At 30.7% G+C, this 19,378-nt stretch carries 17 protein-coding genes; 13 read left to right on the plus strand and 4 right to left on the minus strand.

Going from position 1 to position 19,378, the window contains the following annotated elements; genetic code table 11:
- Window positions 1–170 precede the first annotated feature (170 nt).
- Window positions 171–449: a hypothetical protein gene (locus MWH25_RS05500; protein WP_248626628.1), complete on the plus strand. Its 279-nt coding sequence runs from the start codon at window positions 171–173 to the stop codon at window positions 447–449.
- A gap of 314 nt (window positions 450–763) precedes the next feature.
- Here MWH25_RS05500 and MWH25_RS05505 read toward each other — a convergent pair whose 3' ends face one another.
- Window positions 764–991: an alpha/beta-type small acid-soluble spore protein gene (locus MWH25_RS05505; RefSeq protein ID WP_248626629.1), complete on the minus strand. Its 228-nt coding sequence runs from the start codon at window positions 989–991 to the stop codon at window positions 764–766.
- Window positions 992–1,218: 227 nt separating this feature from the next.
- On the opposite strand from MWH25_RS05505, the gene MWH25_RS05510 reads away from it, so the two are divergent.
- From MWH25_RS05510 to MWH25_RS05530, 5 genes are all read left to right on the plus strand, one after another.
- Window positions 1,219–3,258 (plus strand): tetratricopeptide repeat protein, encoded by a 2,040-nt coding sequence (locus tag MWH25_RS05510; RefSeq protein ID WP_248626630.1) that lies wholly within the window; start codon window positions 1,219–1,221, stop codon window positions 3,256–3,258.
- Between the two features lie 129 nt (window positions 3,259–3,387).
- On the plus strand, window positions 3,388–4,071 hold the full coding sequence (locus tag MWH25_RS05515) for a vWA domain-containing protein (RefSeq protein WP_248626631.1): 684 nt from the start codon (window positions 3,388–3,390) through the stop codon (window positions 4,069–4,071).
- 87 nt (window positions 4,072–4,158) lie between these two features.
- Complete coding sequence (locus MWH25_RS05520; protein WP_248626632.1) at window positions 4,159–5,265, plus strand: HEAT repeat domain-containing protein; 1,107 nt, start codon at window positions 4,159–4,161, stop codon at window positions 5,263–5,265.
- A gap of 87 nt (window positions 5,266–5,352) precedes the next feature.
- Window positions 5,353–8,112, plus strand: a complete 2,760-nt coding sequence (locus MWH25_RS05525) for a UPF0182 family membrane protein (RefSeq protein WP_248626633.1) — start codon at window positions 5,353–5,355, stop codon at window positions 8,110–8,112.
- Between the two features lie 183 nt (window positions 8,113–8,295).
- Window positions 8,296–9,339: a hypothetical protein gene (locus MWH25_RS05530; RefSeq protein WP_248626634.1), complete on the plus strand. Its 1,044-nt coding sequence runs from the start codon at window positions 8,296–8,298 to the stop codon at window positions 9,337–9,339.
- On the opposite strand, the gene MWH25_RS05535 is transcribed toward MWH25_RS05530, so the two are convergent.
- Window positions 9,310–10,254 (minus strand): VanW family protein, encoded by a 945-nt coding sequence (locus tag MWH25_RS05535; protein WP_248626635.1) that lies wholly within the window; start codon window positions 10,252–10,254, stop codon window positions 9,310–9,312. The two genes, MWH25_RS05530 and MWH25_RS05535, sit on opposite strands and share 30 nt — an antisense overlap.
- Window positions 10,255–10,414: 160 nt before the next feature.
- On the opposite strand from MWH25_RS05535, the gene MWH25_RS05540 reads away from it, so the two are divergent.
- The 4 genes from MWH25_RS05540 (at window position 10,415) to MWH25_RS05555 (ending at window position 14,722) form a co-directional block, all read left to right on the plus strand.
- Window positions 10,415–11,929 carry a UDP-N-acetylmuramoyl-L-alanyl-D-glutamate--2,6-diaminopimelate ligase gene (locus tag MWH25_RS05540; protein WP_248626636.1) on the plus strand — a complete coding sequence of 505 codons (1,515 nt, stop codon included), beginning with the start codon at window positions 10,415–10,417 and terminating at the stop codon, window positions 11,927–11,929.
- 295 nt (window positions 11,930–12,224) lie between these two features.
- Entirely contained in the window at window positions 12,225–13,208 is a 984-nt protein-coding gene (locus MWH25_RS05545; RefSeq protein WP_248626637.1) for an asparaginase, read from the plus strand.
- Between the two features lie 196 nt (window positions 13,209–13,404).
- Window positions 13,405–14,418, plus strand: coding sequence for a spore photoproduct lyase (gene splB / locus MWH25_RS05550; protein ID WP_248626638.1), 1,014 nt, complete (start codon window positions 13,405–13,407; stop codon window positions 14,416–14,418).
- Between the two features lie 19 nt (window positions 14,419–14,437).
- Window positions 14,438–14,722, plus strand: a complete 285-nt coding sequence (locus MWH25_RS05555) for a hypothetical protein (RefSeq protein ID WP_248626639.1) — start codon at window positions 14,438–14,440, stop codon at window positions 14,720–14,722.
- Between the two features lie 244 nt (window positions 14,723–14,966).
- Here MWH25_RS05555 and MWH25_RS05560 read toward each other — a convergent pair whose 3' ends face one another.
- Together MWH25_RS05560 and MWH25_RS05565 are read right to left on the minus strand one after the other, a co-directional pair.
- Window positions 14,967–15,533, minus strand: a complete 567-nt coding sequence (locus tag MWH25_RS05560) for a 5' nucleotidase, NT5C type (protein ID WP_248626640.1) — start codon at window positions 15,531–15,533, stop codon at window positions 14,967–14,969.
- 28 nt (window positions 15,534–15,561) lie between these two features.
- A complete protein-coding gene (locus MWH25_RS05565; RefSeq protein ID WP_248626641.1) occupies window positions 15,562–16,335 on the minus strand; it encodes a DUF1385 domain-containing protein in 774 nt (257 codons plus the stop codon).
- 324 nt (window positions 16,336–16,659) lie between these two features.
- Between MWH25_RS05565 and MWH25_RS05570 the strand changes: the two genes are divergently transcribed.
- From MWH25_RS05570 to thiI, 3 genes are read left to right on the plus strand one after another with little or no spacing between them, the layout of a single operon-like run.
- Window positions 16,660–16,965: an MTH1187 family thiamine-binding protein gene (locus MWH25_RS05570; protein ID WP_248626642.1), complete on the plus strand. Its 306-nt coding sequence runs from the start codon at window positions 16,660–16,662 to the stop codon at window positions 16,963–16,965.
- A gap of 31 nt (window positions 16,966–16,996) precedes the next feature.
- A complete protein-coding gene (locus tag MWH25_RS05575) occupies window positions 16,997–18,148 on the plus strand; it encodes a cysteine desulfurase family protein (protein WP_248626643.1) in 1,152 nt (383 codons plus the stop codon).
- A 7-nt stretch (window positions 18,149–18,155) separates the two neighbouring features.
- Window positions 18,156–19,343, plus strand: a complete 1,188-nt coding sequence (thiI, locus tag MWH25_RS05580; protein WP_248626644.1) for a tRNA uracil 4-sulfurtransferase ThiI — start codon at window positions 18,156–18,158, stop codon at window positions 19,341–19,343.
- The last annotated feature ends 35 nt before the right edge of the window (window positions 19,344–19,378 follow it).

Consider the following 19,378-nt stretch of genomic DNA (forward strand, 5'->3'; position numbering starts at 1 on the left):
GATACTATTCTTAAAATAGTTGGTATGCAGATTAGCTTTCCAATTATTTTTAATTTGTAAATAGTAATTTTTAAAAAAGAACATAATATGAACGGTACCATTAATTACTTTTGCAGTTCTTTATAAAGAGTGATAAGATTTTTTTATAAGTTAAGAAAGGGGGGCATAATATGCCAAATAAATCCAAAGGTTTTTTGAATACATTAGCTAAAGTCTATGAAGAAGATTCTATTGAAGCAAAGAATGAAGAGTTGATTCCAATTCGTTCTAATTATTTAAAGTTACTGCAGTGTATTATATTAAATAAACCCCTTGTTAAAGAAAACAAGTTTAAGAAGATAAAGAAACATGTGATTAATTTATTTAACCTTTCAAAGGATACAAAAATAAAAGATTTTTTTATTATCAAATTTATCTTAAACTTTTTAAATAAGGAGCCACAAAATTAATGAAGTAAAGCCCTGCTAAGCAGGGCTTTACTTCATTTTTATTAATTATCACCTATCTGATTTTTATATTTTTCAGTATCTTCATGTTGTTCAACCATACGTCCAATCATTTCACTGCTAGCAAAGCCACAGGGATGAGAAGCTATATTCTTTCGATGATCAAGTTAAATTCATCAGAGATATTAAGTTCCTGGGCTGCTTCTAATTTGAATTTATCCATTGACCTTGTTAAGTGCTTATTGTTTTTGCCGTTCATTTTAATACCTCCTAGTTTACTGTTGGGAGGTATAATTAACAGGTGGGGATTTAATTAATTATTGAGGTTGTTTATTATTAGCCACTTGATTCTCATATTGTTCAACCATTCGTTTAACCATTTCACCACCAACAGAGCCACATTCACGAGAAGTCATATTCCCCCAATAACCAGATTGATAATCATTAGAAATATTAAGCTCCTGAGCTACTTCTAGTTTGAATTTATCCATCGCTTGTTGAGCCATTGGATTTGTTAATCGATTATTATTATTTCTAATACTCATCTTTTTCACCTCCTCTTCTTTATTTGTTATTAGATTTCCCTAAAAGAATAATTAAATACAGTTAACTTTTAGAATAAAAAGTGTAAGCTTTACTTAATGGGAATAATTAAATTATTAGAGAAAAAGAGGAGTTAGCAAAAACTATAAAGAAATAATTAAAAATAAAGAGATTAAAAGTAAATTTAAATAGCTTATTAGATAATAAAGCTATAAAAGTAGGGATATCAATGGATCATGATTTAAAGTATAATTCAAAAACACATTATATAATAGAATATTTAAAGAATAAATATCTAAGATGGTATTTAGGACTTGGATTATTATTGAGTATTTATCTATCTAATTTATTAACATTAGTTAATTTAATTGCTATTTCTAGTTGGGAACTCAGGAATATTTTTGGCTATAATCCTGAATTAATGTTGGCTTTTGCTAAAATAGATTTAAAAAATCAAAAGAAAGAAAAAAGCAAGCAAAGATTACTTCTGTTAATTGATAGATATCCTAATTTATTAGATTCTTATTTTATTTTGGGAGAGATATTTAAGGAAGAAAATAATTATCAACAAGCAGAAAGAATATTCAAGTATATTATTAGTTATGAAAATAAAAAGTATAAAATACAAAATTACAATCAAAAAGAGTTATTTACAGAATCATATACTCATCTCAGTGATATTTTTATTAACTTAGAAAAGTATGAAAAAGCAATCCAACATTTAGAGAAAATGAAAGAGAAAAAATTATTTGATACTAGTCTATATATCAAATTAGGAGATCTTTATAATAAATTAGGTGATTCTAAAGCGTATATTAATTATTCTTATGCCTATAAGCTAAATGAAAATTATAATACTTTAAAAAAATTAGCTGATTATTGTTATAGGAAAAATAAGTTTGAGGAAGGAAGTAAATATTATCAAAATTTGATTAAACTGAAGGAAGATGAAGAAGATATCTATAAACTATCGCAAATTTATTTAAAACAAAAAGATTATCAAGAAGCAGAAAAATACTTACAAAAATTAATTGAAAAGAAAAAAGATAATCCTTATATTTATCTACATTTAGCTTATTGTAAATTTAATCAAAAAAAATATACCGATAGTATTGAATACTTAAATAAGAGTTGGAAAAAGAGTAAATTAAATGAACCAGAAAGTAAAATCACTTTAGATAAAGCTGATAAGCAAGAACTTTTTTCTAAATTAGGTGCATCACATTTAGAATTAGGGAATTATGAAGAAGCTAAAAAGAATTATCAACAAGTCTTAGGGTATAATCATAATAATTTTAAAGCTAGTATTAAAGTTGGAAGATGCTTAGAAAAAGAGGGCCAATATAATAAAGCAATTAAGATTTATAAGGAAGTATTAAATTTAAAACCAAATCTGCTTACAATCTATTATGGGATTATAATTAGTAATTATTATCTAGGAAATTATCAAGAGGTTATTAAATTTTTAAAGGAGTTATTTAGGAAAACCAGAAAACCACAAATCCATCACTTATATAAAAGTTTAGGTCGAGAGGAAGAGTTAATTGCTTGTTTAGAAAAATTAAAAGAAGATATTTCTAAGAATCATTTTATTGATCTTAATTTAGGTTTAGCATATGAGAGATTAAATGATCCTATAGCAGTTCAAAATTATTTAGAGGCTTATCGAATTAAATCTGAGGAAAAAATTTTAAAAATGATCGCTATTTGTTATGCTAATAATGAAAAATTTACTAAAGCGAAAAGATACTTTACTGAACTATTAGAGATTAATTACAAAATTTTTGAATATGTTTTTGGTTTTGGAATAGTTTGTTATCATCTAGAAGACTTAAGAGAAGCAATTAATAATTTCAAAAACGCTTTACAATTACGAAATGATAAATATGTTGAGTTTTACCTTCATTTAGCTGCAATCAAATATAAGAAGTTACCGCTTTCTCCTGATACTGTTGAAGAATACTTAAATAACTTGGGAGAATCTGTATTAGTTTATCTAGAATTAGGTTCTTTGGCTTTAATAAAAAAGAAATATGATCTAGCAGAGTTTATACTTAAAAGAGGTATTGAAAAATTTACAGATGATTTTAGATTATATTATAAGTTGGCCCGTCTATATGCAATTAAAGAAGACTATAATCACTCATTAAGAATGTTAAAAAAAGCAGTTAAATTAAACCAAAACTTAAAAAATAAAATTTTAAATGATAATAATGAAATTTTCACAGAAATTTCATCCAGTCGTCAATTTAAAAAGATTGTTAATTAATAGTCTAGAAGATGTCTTCTAGACTATTAATTATTTTATGAAGAAATATCTACCAAACCAAAATTAACATATTGAATTTATCTACTGAATATTATTATAAAAGTACTGGCTAAGGGAGGATAGATCTAAGTGAGATTACAGCAGAATTTAATTCTGATTTTTTTAATTATTATTTTAATTTCAACTATTTTTGGTCTTAATACCTTGAATATTATCTCAAGTCCTATTAACGAAGAAAATTCAGAAATAGGAAGAGAAATAAAGGTGGATAGTAGTTATCTTACTGAAAATAGGGTTAATATTAAGATTGTTTGGGAAGCTACTTTCCAAAAGAAAGAAGATATTAAGCACTCTAGGGATGTAATGACTAAAATTATTAATGATTTTCCTCAAAATATCTATTTAGGCTTGAGAGTTTTTAGTTCTGATCAAGATTCAACAGCTAATTACTTTATGAAGGTTCCATTAGCACAAAACAATAAACAGCAGCTATTGAATGTTATCCAGCAGGTCACACCAACTATTCATTCTCCAATTGGACTTAATTTAATTAGGGCAGGTGAACACTTAAATGAACAAAAAGGAGCTAAACATATCTTATTAGTCACAGATGGCAATATTAATGAACAGAAAGCACTTACTAAAACAATACAGAATTTAAGAAACAAAGGGATTCGAACCCATATTCTTCATTTGGGAGATATAACTAAAAATGATCAACTCTACCTAAAGTCATTGACTAAACTAAGCGATGGTAAATACTTTACTTATTTAGAAAAAGATAGAGTTGTTCCTACAATAAATTTAAATTGATCTTTTATTAATTAGCTCTTAATGAAGGAAGAAATAGTAATTTGCAGAATACATATAATAACGATCAATAACAGAGGAGCGGTTCTAATGTTCATACCTTACATTAATATGTTACAGGAGATTAACTTTTTTTACTTATTAATTAGTAGTGTAGGAATAATTATCCTAATTTTACTTAAATATTTCAAATCTAATTCTAAGCTTGATTATGAATTGGTAATTTCAACTTTGAAAAAAAAGAAGAATGACTTTAGTATTTTAAAAGAACTTGAAGAGAATAAGATTAAAAAAAAGATTTTTTTAGAAGGGAAAAAGGATTTAGAACCTAAACTTTATTTAAGTGTCAAGAAATATCTTTTAAATAATGGTTTAGTTGAAGAGAGTTTTAAAGATTTAGTTTTTGCTCAACCTGAAGAAAAGATTTTGGCCTGTCAAGTACTTTCCAAAGTTGGTACTTCTCAAGCTATTGATTATTGTGTCACTGCTTTATATGATAACAATAACAAAGTAAAGAATAAGGCTATTAAAGCTTTAACTGATAATGCTAATCCTAAAGTTATTGATGCTTTCATTGATTATATAGATCATTGTGATAATGAAGTGTTATTATCAATGTTAACTAATGCATTTAAAAAAATGGGTTGTCAAGCTCTTGAACAATTGAAGAGGGTTGCTTTTGAGAAAGATGAAATTTATAGAGTTTGGGCAACTAAATTATTACGGGATATTGATGATGAGCAAGTTACAGATTTATTAATTAAGTTATTAGATGATCAATCTGTACAAGTTAGAATTGAAGCTATCAGGGGGTTGGTTCAGTATATTGATCAGGAACAAGTCTTTAAATATGTAGTTGAACAATTAAAAGATAATGATTGGAAGGTCAGAAATCAAGCAGTTAAAATATTAGGTGAACTTTCTGATCCGAGAACTTCTTCTCACTTGTTTGAATTAATAGATGATGAACATCAAATAATTAGAATCAATGTTTGTCATGCCTTAATTAAGGCAGGTTATGAAGGGATTAAATACTTAATTAAAGCTACGAAGATTAAAAAGAGTAAACAAGCAGCATTACAAACTCTAGATGAACTGGATATAGAGTTTTTGATGGAGGCAATTCAAAATATTTACGGAACAGATAAAGAAACTACAACAATGATTACTGAACAGTTAACTAATGCAAATAACTAATGCAAAAGAAACTAATGATTCATTGCGATTGATAGAGAGTTAATATAACTATAATTTGAACTAACTTACTATGAAAGGATGATTTAATTGAAAAAAGGTTTAGGCTTTATAATATTTGTATTTACTTTAGCTCTAATTTTAAGTAGCAACTTTTTAGAGTTAATTATTAACTTTTATACTGATTGGCTATGGTTTGAAAATCTAAACTTAACCAACCTTTTTTGGACTACTTTTGGGACAAGGTTGGGATTGAGAATAGGTGTTTTGATTTTATTTACTTTTATCACTTTTATTAATTTATTTTTCACTAAAGATAAAATTTTAAATTTAGTAAATAAATTAAAGAAAAAGACAACACAAGGAGAAGATGTAATTGAACTGAATCCTATAAGCTCTAATAATTGGTTGAAAGCAATAACTTCCAAACGAATCAACCTAGTATATTTACTATTCAGTTTTTTAATTGGACTTCTGTTTAGCGGGGTTGGGGCAAATAGTTGGGAGTTAATCCTTAAATTCATCAATAGAACTCCTTTTGGAACTGTAGATCCTATCTTTAGTAAAGATCTTGCCTTTTATATCTTTCAACTACCGACTTATGAATTGCTCTATCAAATGTTAACTGTGTTGGTCGTTTTAAATTTAATTATTATAGGAAGTATTTATCTCTTTATAGGAACTGGAAATTCTAAATTTATTGCTAATAATAAAGCAAAGTATCATATCTCAATTCTACTTAGTACCTTTTTCTTTCTTAAAGCTTGGGGTTATAGACTCGATATGTTTGATTTATTATACTCTGAAACCGGTGTTATTTTTGGAGCAACTTATACCGATGTCAATGCTCAACTGTTAGCCTTAAGAATATTATTGGTTACATCGTTATTATTAGGAATAGTTACCTTAGTTAATATCTATTTCAAACAAACAAAGTTGATTATCGGGGGCGTAGGAGTATTAATTTTAGCTTCTGTCTTATTGAACGGAATTTACCCATCTCTAATTCAAAGGTATCGAGTGGAACCAAACGAATTTGCACTGGAGTCACCCTATATTGAGCATAATATTAACTTTACGCAACAGGCTTATAATTTAGCCCAAATTGATAGAAGAGATTATCCATTAAAAGAAGAGCTCTCATATAGTGATATTCGTAATAATCAAGAAACGATTGATAATATCAGACTATGGGATCATAGAGCTTTAAAAGATACCTATAGTCAATTGCAAGAGATTAGATCATATTATGATTTTACTGATGTTGATGTTGATAGGTATTTGATTGATGGAAACTTACAACAAGTGATGCTCTCAGCTCGAGAATTAAATCAAGATTTGTTGCCAGAACGAGCCCAGACTTGGGTCAATAAGAGATTGGTTTATACTCATGGTTTTGGAGCGGCTATGAGTCCAGCAAATAAGGTAACAGAAAGTGGTCTGCCTGAATTTTTGATTAAGGATATCCCACCCCACAGTGATCGGTTTGAGATAACAGAACCTAGAATTTATTATGGCGAAGCAACTGATGAATATGTAATCGTTAATACTGAAGCAAATGAATTTGATTATCCTGAGGGGGATCAAAATAAATTTTATAATTATCAAGGAACTGGGGGAGTTGAGCTTGATTCCCCAATTAAGAGGCTAGCCTTTGCTTTCAAGTATAGAGCGATCAATATCTTATTAAATGATGATTTAACTAATGAAAGTCGATTAATGTTTGATCGTAATATCCATGAAAGGGTTCGTAAAGCTGCTCCTTTTTTAACGTATGATCAAGACCCTTATTTAGTTATTGGTGATGATGGGGGGCTGTATTGGATTCAGGATGCTTATACAACGACAGATAGGTATCCTTATTCTGAACCTCATAATTGGGGGAATTATATTAGAAATTCAGTTAAAGTTGTTATTGATGCCTATACAGGGAAGCTGGACTTTTATATCGTTGATGAGGAGCCTATTATTGAAACTTATCGTAATATCTTCCCTGAACTATTCAAGTCCTTTGAGGAGATGCCTGAGGGTATTAAAGAGCACATCAGATATCCTCAAGACTTATTTACAGTTCAAACTCAATTATATAGTACTTATCATATGAGTAATCCAAATGTCTTTTATAACAAAGAAGATGTCTGGAATATACCTCGCGAACATTATGATGGTAATTCGATTAGGATGGAACCTTATTATACAGTAATGACCTTGCCTGAGGAGAAGCAAGAGGACTTTATCTTAATGCTTCCTTTTACTCCAGCTAACAGAAATAATATAATCTCTTGGTTAGGGGCCAAATCTGATCCTGATAATTATGGTGAGTTAGTCTTATATGATTTCCCTAAGGGGAGACAGGTTTATGGGCCAATGCAGATCGAATCAAGAATTGATCAGCATGAAGATATATCACAACAACTAAGCTTGTGGGATCAACGTGGTTCTAGAGTGATTAGAGGAAACTTATTAGTGATTCCGATTGGTCAATCACTACTTTATGTAGAGCCAATCTTTTTACAATCTGAAGAGGAGCAGATTCCTGAATTAAGAAGGGTAATAGTCTCCTCTGGAGATGACATTGTGATGGAACGGAATCTAGAATTAGCTTTATTACACTTAGTTGATGATGAACAATTAAAAGAGGACTTAGGAGATGAGTTAGAGGAAGAAGAAGCAGAAATAACGGAAGCTATTTTAGAAGGACAGGTCGATCTAAAAGAAAAAATTAGTGGAATTACAGCTTTATATAATGAAGCTCAAACAGAGTTAAAAAGAGGTAATTGGCAGGAATATGGTAAATTAATAGAAGAGATGGAAGAAAAATTATTGAAATTAGAGGAAGAACTGAATTAATTATTAATAGAGAGAGCAGTTACTTAGCTCTCTCTTTACTACTTTAAATAGCTTAAGTTTAAGGCTGAGGAAATGGTTTTTATAAGGTAAGGTTGAACTAACCATTAAAAATATAAATATTTAGAGTTTGCTTAAACTAAAGCTTAGACTTAACCTTAAATTGATATAAAAGGGTGAACTAATATGGATGAGAAAAAGCTTGAAATCATTCAAGATACAATGAAAGTAAAGAGAAATGAAGCCGAAATGGCTCTTGAATTAGCTGAAGGAGATCTGGATCGAGCATTATTAATGATTGAATATGTAGATAAGAACTTTGTGATTGTTCATGGGAAATTTAATTATGGTAGCTTACATAATAGGGTTTATGGATTACTCAGTATTATTGCTGATGGGAAACAAGGAGAATTTCTTAAATATGAATTGGTACTAAGTAATCAGCGAGAACTATTAAATATAAATCTGGATGTGAATAATAATGTTTTTATGAAAACCTTAGATAATCTTGCTCCAGAAAAAGTTATTAATAATCAGAGTATCAGCCTAGAACTCTTTTCTAGTTTTAATCCAACAGAAATTTTTAATCTATTGGAGTTGGTTCAAGATAAACAAAAAAAAGAGGTCAAAGAATTAATTGAAGAAAAATTAGAAGATGTTCTGGAAGAAAATATTGACTTAGAAATTTATACTAATTTAACTACTAAAGCTCAATTAAAGAATTTTTATTCAAATTTATTTCCCAAGCAAACTCCTTCTTTAGAAGGAGAAGAGGCAAGTGATGAAAAAGAAGAAAATGATGGATTGGGAATGGAAATTCGGTTGAATTGTATTCCGATCATTTCTCCAACCCAGGGACAGAAGGCTTCTCATTTAAAGATAGGAGATGAATTGGTAGTTAGAATTACTGATACTAGAGAGGTTGGTCAGTACTTAGCTAAACTATTACAGAATTCTGAAGGAGTTACTGTTGGGAAGGTCAAAAACATTAGCTTTAATCAAGATTCCAAGCGTTATTTAATCTTAATTCAGTTTGGCCCTAGTATTTATGGACAAGTTCTAGTGGAATCTGAAATTAAATTGATAATCCTAACAGAAGAAGAACAGATTCAACAACTTACTGAAGAAGAAAATAAAGTTAATTTAAATCTAAATAAAGAAACAATAATTGTTGGTGGTTTGATTGCCTTAATAATTCTGTTAGTAATTATTATTATGATGATTTATTAAGTTTCTTAATTGAATTAAATAAATAACTACATAGCGATCAATAAGCTCAGTTAAAATCAGTAGCTCAAAATCTTTATTATTTACAAAGCGAAAGTCTTTTTGATTAGGAGAGAAGGTGGCATCTTGTCCGTGCGGAACATAATTTACTGGTATACTATGATGATGACGCTCTACAATCTTTAATTGAGCTTGCTTGGTTGCATTATAAAGGGTTGAACTGACCTGACAAATCCCACCCCCTAATGCTGAAGAAAACTCTCCAGAATCGATAATAGTAGCTTCTTTATATCCTTTATCAGCAGTAGGGACTCCTATCAGTTCATTAAAAGAGAATTCTTCTGTAGGTTTTAGTTGATGCTGATCGATTTCTTGTAAAGCAATCTCAATATTATTTTTACGGTTGGACTGATTATCTTCTAGATACGTCGTATAATTGCTCAAAACCTTTCCAGTAATAATTTCATCTTCAAATTCAATTTCAAAGTATTGATCTTTTTTTAACATTTCTGTAGTAATTACAGGAGCAATCTTTTCTGTTACAAATTCAACATCTGTTCCTGCTTGAGCAGTCAATACTCTCTTTAGTGTAGCAGAGATATCTATCCTTTGACCAAATTCTTCTGAAATAATTACCCCCTTGAAAATAAAAGCATTTTGTGCTTTGCTCTTTTCTTTTTTAGCTAACTGAGTTATAATATTATCGACTTCTTCTTTAGTTTTACCACTTATTTTATGCCCTTGCAAAGTAACGCTAGTATTAACTTGTTGTTCTTCAGATTGACTGGGCTGCCTATTAGGTTCTTTATTAGGTTGATTAATTAGATTATTATTTCTGGTTAAAACGGTAAATAAACCACTGATTAGAATAAGTGCAATCAAAATTGAAATATATCTTAGTTTATCTTTTAGATCCATTCTGCACCCCATTTCTAAATTTTTTGAAGCTTTTAATTTTAGTTTATATCATCTATTTAATATTATGTATCCTAAATTTTGCTTTTAATCTAATTATTAACTACAATAAGTTATCACATTTATTTAATTCAATCATATAATATAAATAAGGGGGATAAAGATGTCACTAAATTCAGTATTAGCAAGTACTGAGCAGACTTTAAGTGATTTGATTAAAGATTTACAAATAATAAATAGCACCAACTTTAAAGAATCTAAAATCAATAATATTACAAATAATTCAAAAGGAGTTGCTCCTGGTTCTTTATTTGTTGCGATAAACGGTTTTAATACTGATGGACACAGATATATAATGGAAGCCGTCAGCCAGGGAGCAATAACTGTTATTGGAGAAAGGGAAGTCAGTATTCCTCAGCAGATTCCATATTTACAAGTTGAAGATGCTCGAAAGGCTTTAGCAGAACTTTCTGGGAAATTTTATGGCTTTCCTAGTCAAAAGTTAAACTTAATTGGTGTTACTGGAACTACTGGTAAGACAACAACTACAATGATGATCGATCATATCATCAATCAATTGAGAGAGAAGACTGGCTTAATTGGTACTTTACATACTAAAATTGGTGATAAATATTACTCCAATCCCAATCAATGTACAACACCTGAATCTACAGTCTTAAATCAGAGGTTGGCCCGAATGGAGCAAGAAGAAATCAATTACGTAAGCATGGAAGTATCTTCTCATTCTCTAAAGTTAAATAGAGTTTGGGGTTTAGATTTTGATTTGGCCATCTTTACTAATTTATCACGTGATCATTTGAACTTTCATCAAACACTAGAAGATTATTATACAAGTAAAGAGAAATTATTTACTGAGTTAAAAGAGGATAAAATAGCTATCTGTAATTCAGATGATGACTATACTGAGCGAATTATTAAAAATACTTCAGCTATTAGTTACACTTATGGAATTAAAAATAGTTCTGATTTGAGTGCTGCAGATATAAAGATTAATAAGCAGGGAATTAAATTCAAATTGAAGGTTAATAATAATCTTGTAACCATGACTGGTAAATTAATCAAGCCAATCTCTTTAGAAATTAAAATGCCTATAACTGGCTATCATAACATATATAATGCGTTAGCAGCTTTTCTAGCCTGTTCATTATTAGGATTTCCAGTAGAAAAGATTAAATCTAATTTAGAAAGTTTTACTGGAGTTAGAAGAAGAATGGAGCTGATTTATGATCAGGAGTTTTCAATTATCGATGATTTTGCTCATAATCCATCCAGCCTAAACTCTAATTTTAAAACTATCGAGAAACTTGATTATAATAATTTAGTGATTATTCATTTTTTGAAAGGAAAAAGAGGGATTAAAGCAAATCAACATAATGCTCAAATAATTACTACCTGGGCCAATAAATTAAATCTTAAAGAGATTATTACTACTCGAGCAGAAGAAGAAGTAATTCAAAAAAACAAAGTATTATCAGCAGAGGAAGATGCATTTACTAAAATTATTGCTGAAGAAGGAATTAAAATTACAACTACTGCTAATTTAGAACCTGCATTGCAGTTAGGATTGAATAAAATTGAATCTGGCGACTTATTATTATTATTAGGTGGGCCAGGTTTAAATAACGGAAAAAAGATTTTGAATGATTTACTAATCTAATAAAATTTAGAGTATTCTCAGTTAAAAGAAAATATTGCAAATAAGAATGTTTAGTTGTATAATAGCTTATAAACATTGAGGGTTTTAGTGTTTTGATTGTATGGTTTTGAATTTCATTGTCCCACCCAGTCTAAAAAACAGACTGGGTGTGAAACCCATAGAAACTATATCCATTGTACATAATAAATTGTACACTAAGACGGAGGGTACAGAAAAGCTTAGTTATCTACGGAGTGCCATAGTGATAGGCTTAAATTTAGCTGAGAATCGTAAATCTATTATGAGGAGGATAAAAATGAAGAAGATCAAACTTATTACCACCGGTGGAACGATAGCAATGGGAAAAGATGAAAAGACAGGTCAGATTGTACCTAAATTATCCGGGGTTGATCTATTACAGCAAGTACCACAATTGACGAAAATGGCTGACTTAGAATTGGTTCAATATGTCAATATGGACAGTTCCCAATTAACTGCTCCAATGTTATTAGAATTAGCTAAATTAGTTGAAAAAGCACTAGCTGAAAAAGAAGTAGATGGAGTATTAATTACTCACGGAACTGATACTCTTGAAGAAACAGCTTACTTACTAGATTTAGTCTTAGATATAAATAAACCAGTAGTAATTACCGGAGCATTAAGAAGTTTTAATCAACTCAACTCAGATGGAGCAGGTAATCTAGTCCAATCAATCCAGACAATATTAAGTCCCCAAAGTAAAGATAAAGGAGTTTTAGCAGTTATAAATGAAAAGATACATGCAGCTAGGTTTTTATCTAAGATACATACTAATAAACTAAATGCTTTCTCATCATTAAATTGTGGGCCAATCGGTATTATAGATCATTCCGGAATTCATTATTCCTATGATTTACCTTCTCAAATTACAATTGAGGTTGACCAATTAGAGGAGCGAGTAGAGATTATCAAGCTAGCAATCGGTAGTGATGACCGACTGATTCAAGCTGCACTTGATTATGATTGCCAAGGTTTAATCATTGAAGCTTTTGGTTTAGGGACTTTACCCGAAAAGGTTATTCCTGGACTGATTAGAGCTAAGAAAGAAGGAGTTCCAGTTGTAATTACCTCTCGTTCTTATGAAGGAAGGGTATATAATCTATACGGAGCTTCCGGTGGAAAGACTAATATTAAGGAGCTGGATCTAATCTTTGCTGGAGGGTTAACAAGTACTAAAGCTCGCTTGTTATTGATGTTGTTACTAGGAAAAAATTTGTCTCAATCAAAAATTCGAGAATATTATCTTAAATTGAAATCATAATATATAGTAAGGATCAATAGCTACTGATTAATAAATTGGTAGCTATTTTTTATTGTGCAGTTAACAATGTACAATTAAAGATTAAACCCTTAAAAGCAAAGGTTTAAACTATCAATTATCAATTAAACTTAAGCTAAATATTAATTATTAGTTATTCAATATTAAATATTAAATGCACTTACCGGAGGGATAATTGTTGAAAAAATTTGAACCCAAACGAGTTTTAATTGAACATGATGCTTTAAATTATGAATTAGGTCAAGAACTTGAGAATAAATTCAAAGCAACAAAAATACCACTCAATTATATTGAATCTCATAATCGAGTTAGAGCAGAAAAAGAAATGAACCCTATTGAGTTGTTTAACTGGAACAAAGAAACATTAGTTATAGGAGTTAAGAAGACATTAAATTTTAAATCATGTCAGCCTTCAGCTGATTATCGATTAGTAACCAGCACCAGTTGCCCAGCCAAATGTGAATACTGTTATTTAGCAAAAAATCTCGGTTCAGCTGCTTATCTTAGAATCTATGTTAATCTCAAAGAGATACTAAAGGCAGTTAAAAAGCATATTAGAAAGGGTAGAGGAGAGATTATTACTTTTGAAGCAAGTAGCTCCTCTGATCCAGTAGCCGTTGAACACTTAACCGGTTCTTTAGCAAAAATTATAGACTATTTTGCTAAACAAGATCGAGGTCGCTTGAGAGTGGTTACTAAATTTTCCAATGTTGATAATTTATTAGATATTGAACATAATAATCATACTAGATTTAGATTTAGCCTTAATTCTAGTTATGTAATTAAAAATTTCGAACATTTAACTGCTAATTTAGATGAAAGGATTACAGCAGCAAGTAAGATCCAACAAGCTGGTTATCCATTAGGCTTTATTTTGGCCCCGTTAATGATTTATGATGGCTGGCAAGAGGATTATCTTGACTTACTGACTCAATTAAGAACTAGATTAGTCAATCCTGCAGCCAATAATCTGACCTTTGAATTGATTATGCATCGTTTCAGTACTAGATCAAAAAACTTGATTGAAGCTAGATTTCCCAATACCAGATTAAAACTGGATAAAGATAGTTATCACCATAAAGGTTTTGGCAAGTATGTTTATCCGCCTCAGCAAGCAAAAGAATTGAAAGAATATTTGATTAAAGAAATTAATGAACTCTTCCCTCAAGCGGAAGTGGAATATTTCACTTAATAAAGGAGGTAATTGGTAAGTGAGTACAGATTATAAAGCATTAAGAATCATCTCTACTGCTTTTAAAGTTTTAGCGGTACTGGTCTTTTTAGGAACAAATTTAATTACATTTTTAACTATTATGCAAGAACCACCAAGGACGGGGCAACATATAGCTTTTAATCTCTTTAATCTTCTCTTCCCGATCTTTATTGGATTATTTAAAACTTTATTTTTATATGCTCTAGGGGAATTGATTGTTTTATTTGTCGAAATGAAAGGTGATTTAGAAGAGATTAACCACTCTTTAATTAATAGGGAGTGAAATGAACTTCAGTCATAGCCATAATTGAGTTGACAGTTTACAGTGAACAGTTAAGATCAAAACCTTAAAAATTTAAAACCACTTAGAACCCTTATAATTAAAGGGGTAGATAGGTTTTGAATTTAAGATTTAATGATTTTCCTTCGGGTTTTTTTAAACCCTTCGTGAAACTCATAAAAACCATATCCACCGTAAACTGTACACTGATATAAAGTGGCAAAGTGCCACTTTATATCAGTTAAATTTATTCGTTAAAGAAATTTTCGATCTCAGCTTCAATCTCTAGCCAATTACTGACTCGAATAACATCTCCCTTATAGTGGCGATTATGATGCATATCCATTAATAATGCTTCAACACCTGCTTTTTTAACAGCAAGGACATTAGCCAACATATCATCAATAAAAAGCTCAATTCCTTTCTTCTGACAAGCTTCAGCCTTGTTTTCATTATGGATTAATTCGTCATAAGGGATTTGATGTCTTTCTAACCACTTTAATGTTACTTGATTATGTGCATCGATTCTAGCTGTAACTAAAATAATTGTAAATCCTTTCTCCTGTAACCGATTTAATACTTCTTTGGCATGAGAACAAGAATCAGCACTTTCATATATTTTAGAGCTATTAACCTCCATAAATTCTTCAACTTGCTCATCTGTTAAACCATAAGCATCTCCAAAATGATAAACATCCTCTTTTCTCTCTGTTAAATCAAAATGATTGCAGATGGCTTGGTGCCAAATATTATCTTCCCCCTCACCTTCTGCAGTTAAAACTCCATCAATATCAACACCAATTATTTTTTTCATAACATCACCTCATTAAATTGATTTATAATTAAGCAACTGGTCTTTTTTGTTGTTGAGCTTCTACTCTAAGCAGAACTTCTAATGCTTTTTGAGCAGCTTTTAGATGTTTTGAATCAGGTTCAATAGTAGTAAATTTTTGAAATAGATACGGAATGAACAGAATAACTCGGGGTGCAATCAGGATAACTTCATAAGCAATACCAATTGCAACCAAACTCATTAAATATACATTAAAACTGATCCCGACTAGATCAAATAAAGTAATAATGAATAGATAAAAGACAACTAAATTTGTGCCGCATCTACGGGCCAACCGAGAATAACCAGTCAATTCTCCTTGCGAATCCGCTTGATAATAATTAACTGCTTTATGTTCAGCTCCATGAAATTTAAAGATTTCTTTTAATAGAGTCATTCTTAATACTATTAATATCCCTCCCATTGAAAAGAGATAAGCTAACCAGTTAAATCTCACTAGAAAATTGAAGATTTGAGTACTTTGAGCTGGAAAGAACCTATATTGAATCTGAAGTCCAATTTCCAAAAAAACAAGTACTAATAAAGGCCAAAATTTTTTCGGACTATGGCTTGCCTCTTTAAAAAAAGCAATTAAAGAGAAGATAATACTAACAATTCCTCTGATAAAGGGTATTTTTTTAAAGAATAAAAATAATTTATTATTACTTATCTTATTTTTACTGATTGTATATTTCAATTTATCATCTTCATAATAAGCTTTAACAGAATAGCGTTTGCCAAATAATCTAATACCATTTCTATACGCCCTACCACCAATCTTCATAATTTCCCCCCCAACTATTTAATAGTTTATGTTCTTTTTAGTTAGATGTCAACAGATGCTTTTAATTTTTCTTATAAATTGGTATAATAAAGATGCTGTGCCAATTTAATTTAGATTGAATTCAAAACTGGGCCAACTAAAAGTAGGATTGTAAGCTAAACATACATTACATAACTATTGAGCAGATTAGAGATAATAAAAAGAGAGGTTAAGTAATTTAGAAATGGCAAACAAAAAATTAGTTTTATAATATTTTAAGGTCTTAATGAATTCAATTATTCAGTATTAATTATTAAATATCAAATGAAATTAGGGAGGGATAAAATGGCTATTGTAGAAGTAACTGTAGTACCATTAGGTACAGCAGAACCTGGTTTGAGTAAGTATGTAGCTGGCTGCCAAGAGATTTTAGAACAAGAAGAAAAAATTGAATATCAACTTACACCAATGGGAACAATCATTGAAGGGGATTTAGAGCTTATATTTGCTCTAATCAAGAAGATGCATCACCATCCTTTTGAACAAGGGGCATTGAGGGTAACTACTTCGATTAAAATTGATGAACGGCGTGATAAAAAAGCTAGTATGAAGCAGAAATTAGGTTCAGTACACGATAAATTAGAGTCTTAAGTAAGAAATAATTATTATGGAGGATTTAATTATGGAAGAGATATACTTAGATAATGCTGCAACAACTAAACCATATCCTGCAGTTGTAACTAAGATCAAAGATGCACTAACTGAAGCGTATGGCAACCCTTCTTCATTACATGGTAAGGGGTTAGAAGCTGAAAAGTTGATCAAGGCAGCTCGTAAAGAGATTGCTGATCAATTAAAGGTTAAAACTGATGAAATTTATTTTACTTCCGGCGGAACAGAAGCTAATAACTTAGCAATTAAAGGTGCTGTCAATGCCTTACATAGATCTGGCAACAGGATTATTACTAGTTCTATCGAACATCCCTCAGTTTTAAATATCTTTAAAAGATTGGAAAAGCAGGGCTATGATGTTAAATATCTTAGTGTAGATCAAACTGGCGTAATTGATCTCGATCAATTAGAAGAGTATCTAACTAACGAAACAATTTTGGTCAGTATTATGGGGGTCAATAATGAACTGGGTTCTATTCAACCATTAGCTAAAATAGGAAGATTGTTAGCTCCTTATGATAAGCTCTATTTTCATGTTGATGGGGTACAGGCATTTACTAAATTAGATATTTTTCCAGCTAAATTAGGGATAGATCTCTATTCAGTCAGTGCCCATAAAATTCACGGGCCAAAGGGGGTAGGAGCCTTATATATTAAGGATAGTACTAGGATTGATAATTTAATCTCAGGCAGCAAACAAGAATCAGGAATCAGACCTGGCACAGAAAATGTACCAGGTATAGTAGGCTTTGGGGAAGCAGTTAAAGAGGTTAATCGAGAAGATTTTACAGCTACAATATTCCGCTTAAAGAAGTTGTTAGTCAATAGGATATTAGATGAGATTGAAGGTAGTACTTTAAACGGGCCAACTATTGAACAGGGAGCTTCTCATATAGTTAATATATCCTTTGCTGGAATTAAAGGAGAGATACTGGTTCATAGTTTAGAACGAGATAATATCTATGTCTCTACTGGAGCTGCTTGTTCATCTCGCTTAGCAACACCTAGTTATGTACTAGAAGAGATTGGAGTTGCCAGTGATTTGATTGAAGGGGCTATTAGATTCAGTTTATCCTCTCAAACAACAAAACAAGAGATCAATTATACAGTCAATAGATTGAAAGAACATATTACTACTTTAAAAGAGATCATACAGAGGTGATAAAAAAATGGAACAGTTATATTTAATTCGCTATGGTGAAATAGGAATCAAAGGAAAGAATAGACCACTTTTTGAAGACAAATTGGTCAATAATATTCGAGAGCAGTTAAAAAGAGCTGAACCTAATCAGTTAGATGTTTATAAGACATATGGTCGGATCTATGTTAGAACAGATCTTGAACAAGAAGAGGTAGTTGCAAGGTTACAGAAGGTATTTGGTATTGTAGGGATCTGTCCTACTAAACGGGTAGCTTTAGATATGGAAGAGATTAAGGCTGCTTGTTTGGAATTAGTCAATGAACAACTAGCAACTAAAAAGGGGTTGACCAGCTTTAAAATAATTGCTAGACGTTCTAATAAAGGTTTTGAGTTGGATAGTATGGAGTTAAATAGGGAATTAGGAGCCCATGTCTTAATTAATACTAAAGATGGTCGTTTAGAAGTTGATGTCCATCAACCTGAAATCCCAGTCACTGTTGAAATTAGATCAAAGTATGCTTTTATCTATACTCAAGATCTTAAAGGGGTCGGAGGTCTGCCATTAGGTGTGACAGGTAAGGCAGGCTTATTACTGTCAGGTGGAATTGATAGTCCAGTAGCAGGATGGATGGCTATGAAACGGGGCGTAGAGATTGTACCTATTTATTTTCATAGTTTTCCTTTCACAAGTGATCGGGCCAAAGAGAAGGTCATCGATTTAGCTGAAGTGTTGGCCCAGTATCAAGGAGAGATTGATCTTCATGTAGTCGATTTTACTGCTATTCAGACTGAAATGAATGATAAATGTCCTGCTGATTTAATTACGATCATTATGCGAAGAATCATGATGGATCTAGCTGAAAAGATTACTGCTCGGCAAGAAGGAAAAGCTTTAATCACGGGCGAAAGTATGGGCCAAGTTGCCAGTCAGACTTTAGATTCGATGTATGTAACCAATCTGGTTCCTGAGATGCCTGTCTTTAGACCATTGATCGGGATGGATAAGCTGGAGATAGAGAAAAAGGCTAAAATGATTGGAACTTATCAGACTTCAATTCAGCCTTATGAAGATTGTTGTACAGTCTTTGTTCCTAAGACTCCAGAGACCCATCCAACTAAAGAGCAAGTTCTTGCTGGAGAAGAGGAACTAGAGATAGAAGATTTAATTCAAGAAGCAGTGGAGAATGTTGAAGTTATTTCTATTGTTGGAGAGTAATTACTAGTGTCGAAAATCAGCAATTAAGAATTAGG

Source organism: Natroniella acetigena (assembly GCF_023227745.1).
In the GTDB taxonomy this organism is placed as follows: domain Bacteria; phylum Bacillota; class Halanaerobiia; order Halobacteroidales; family Halobacteroidaceae; genus Natroniella; species Natroniella acetigena.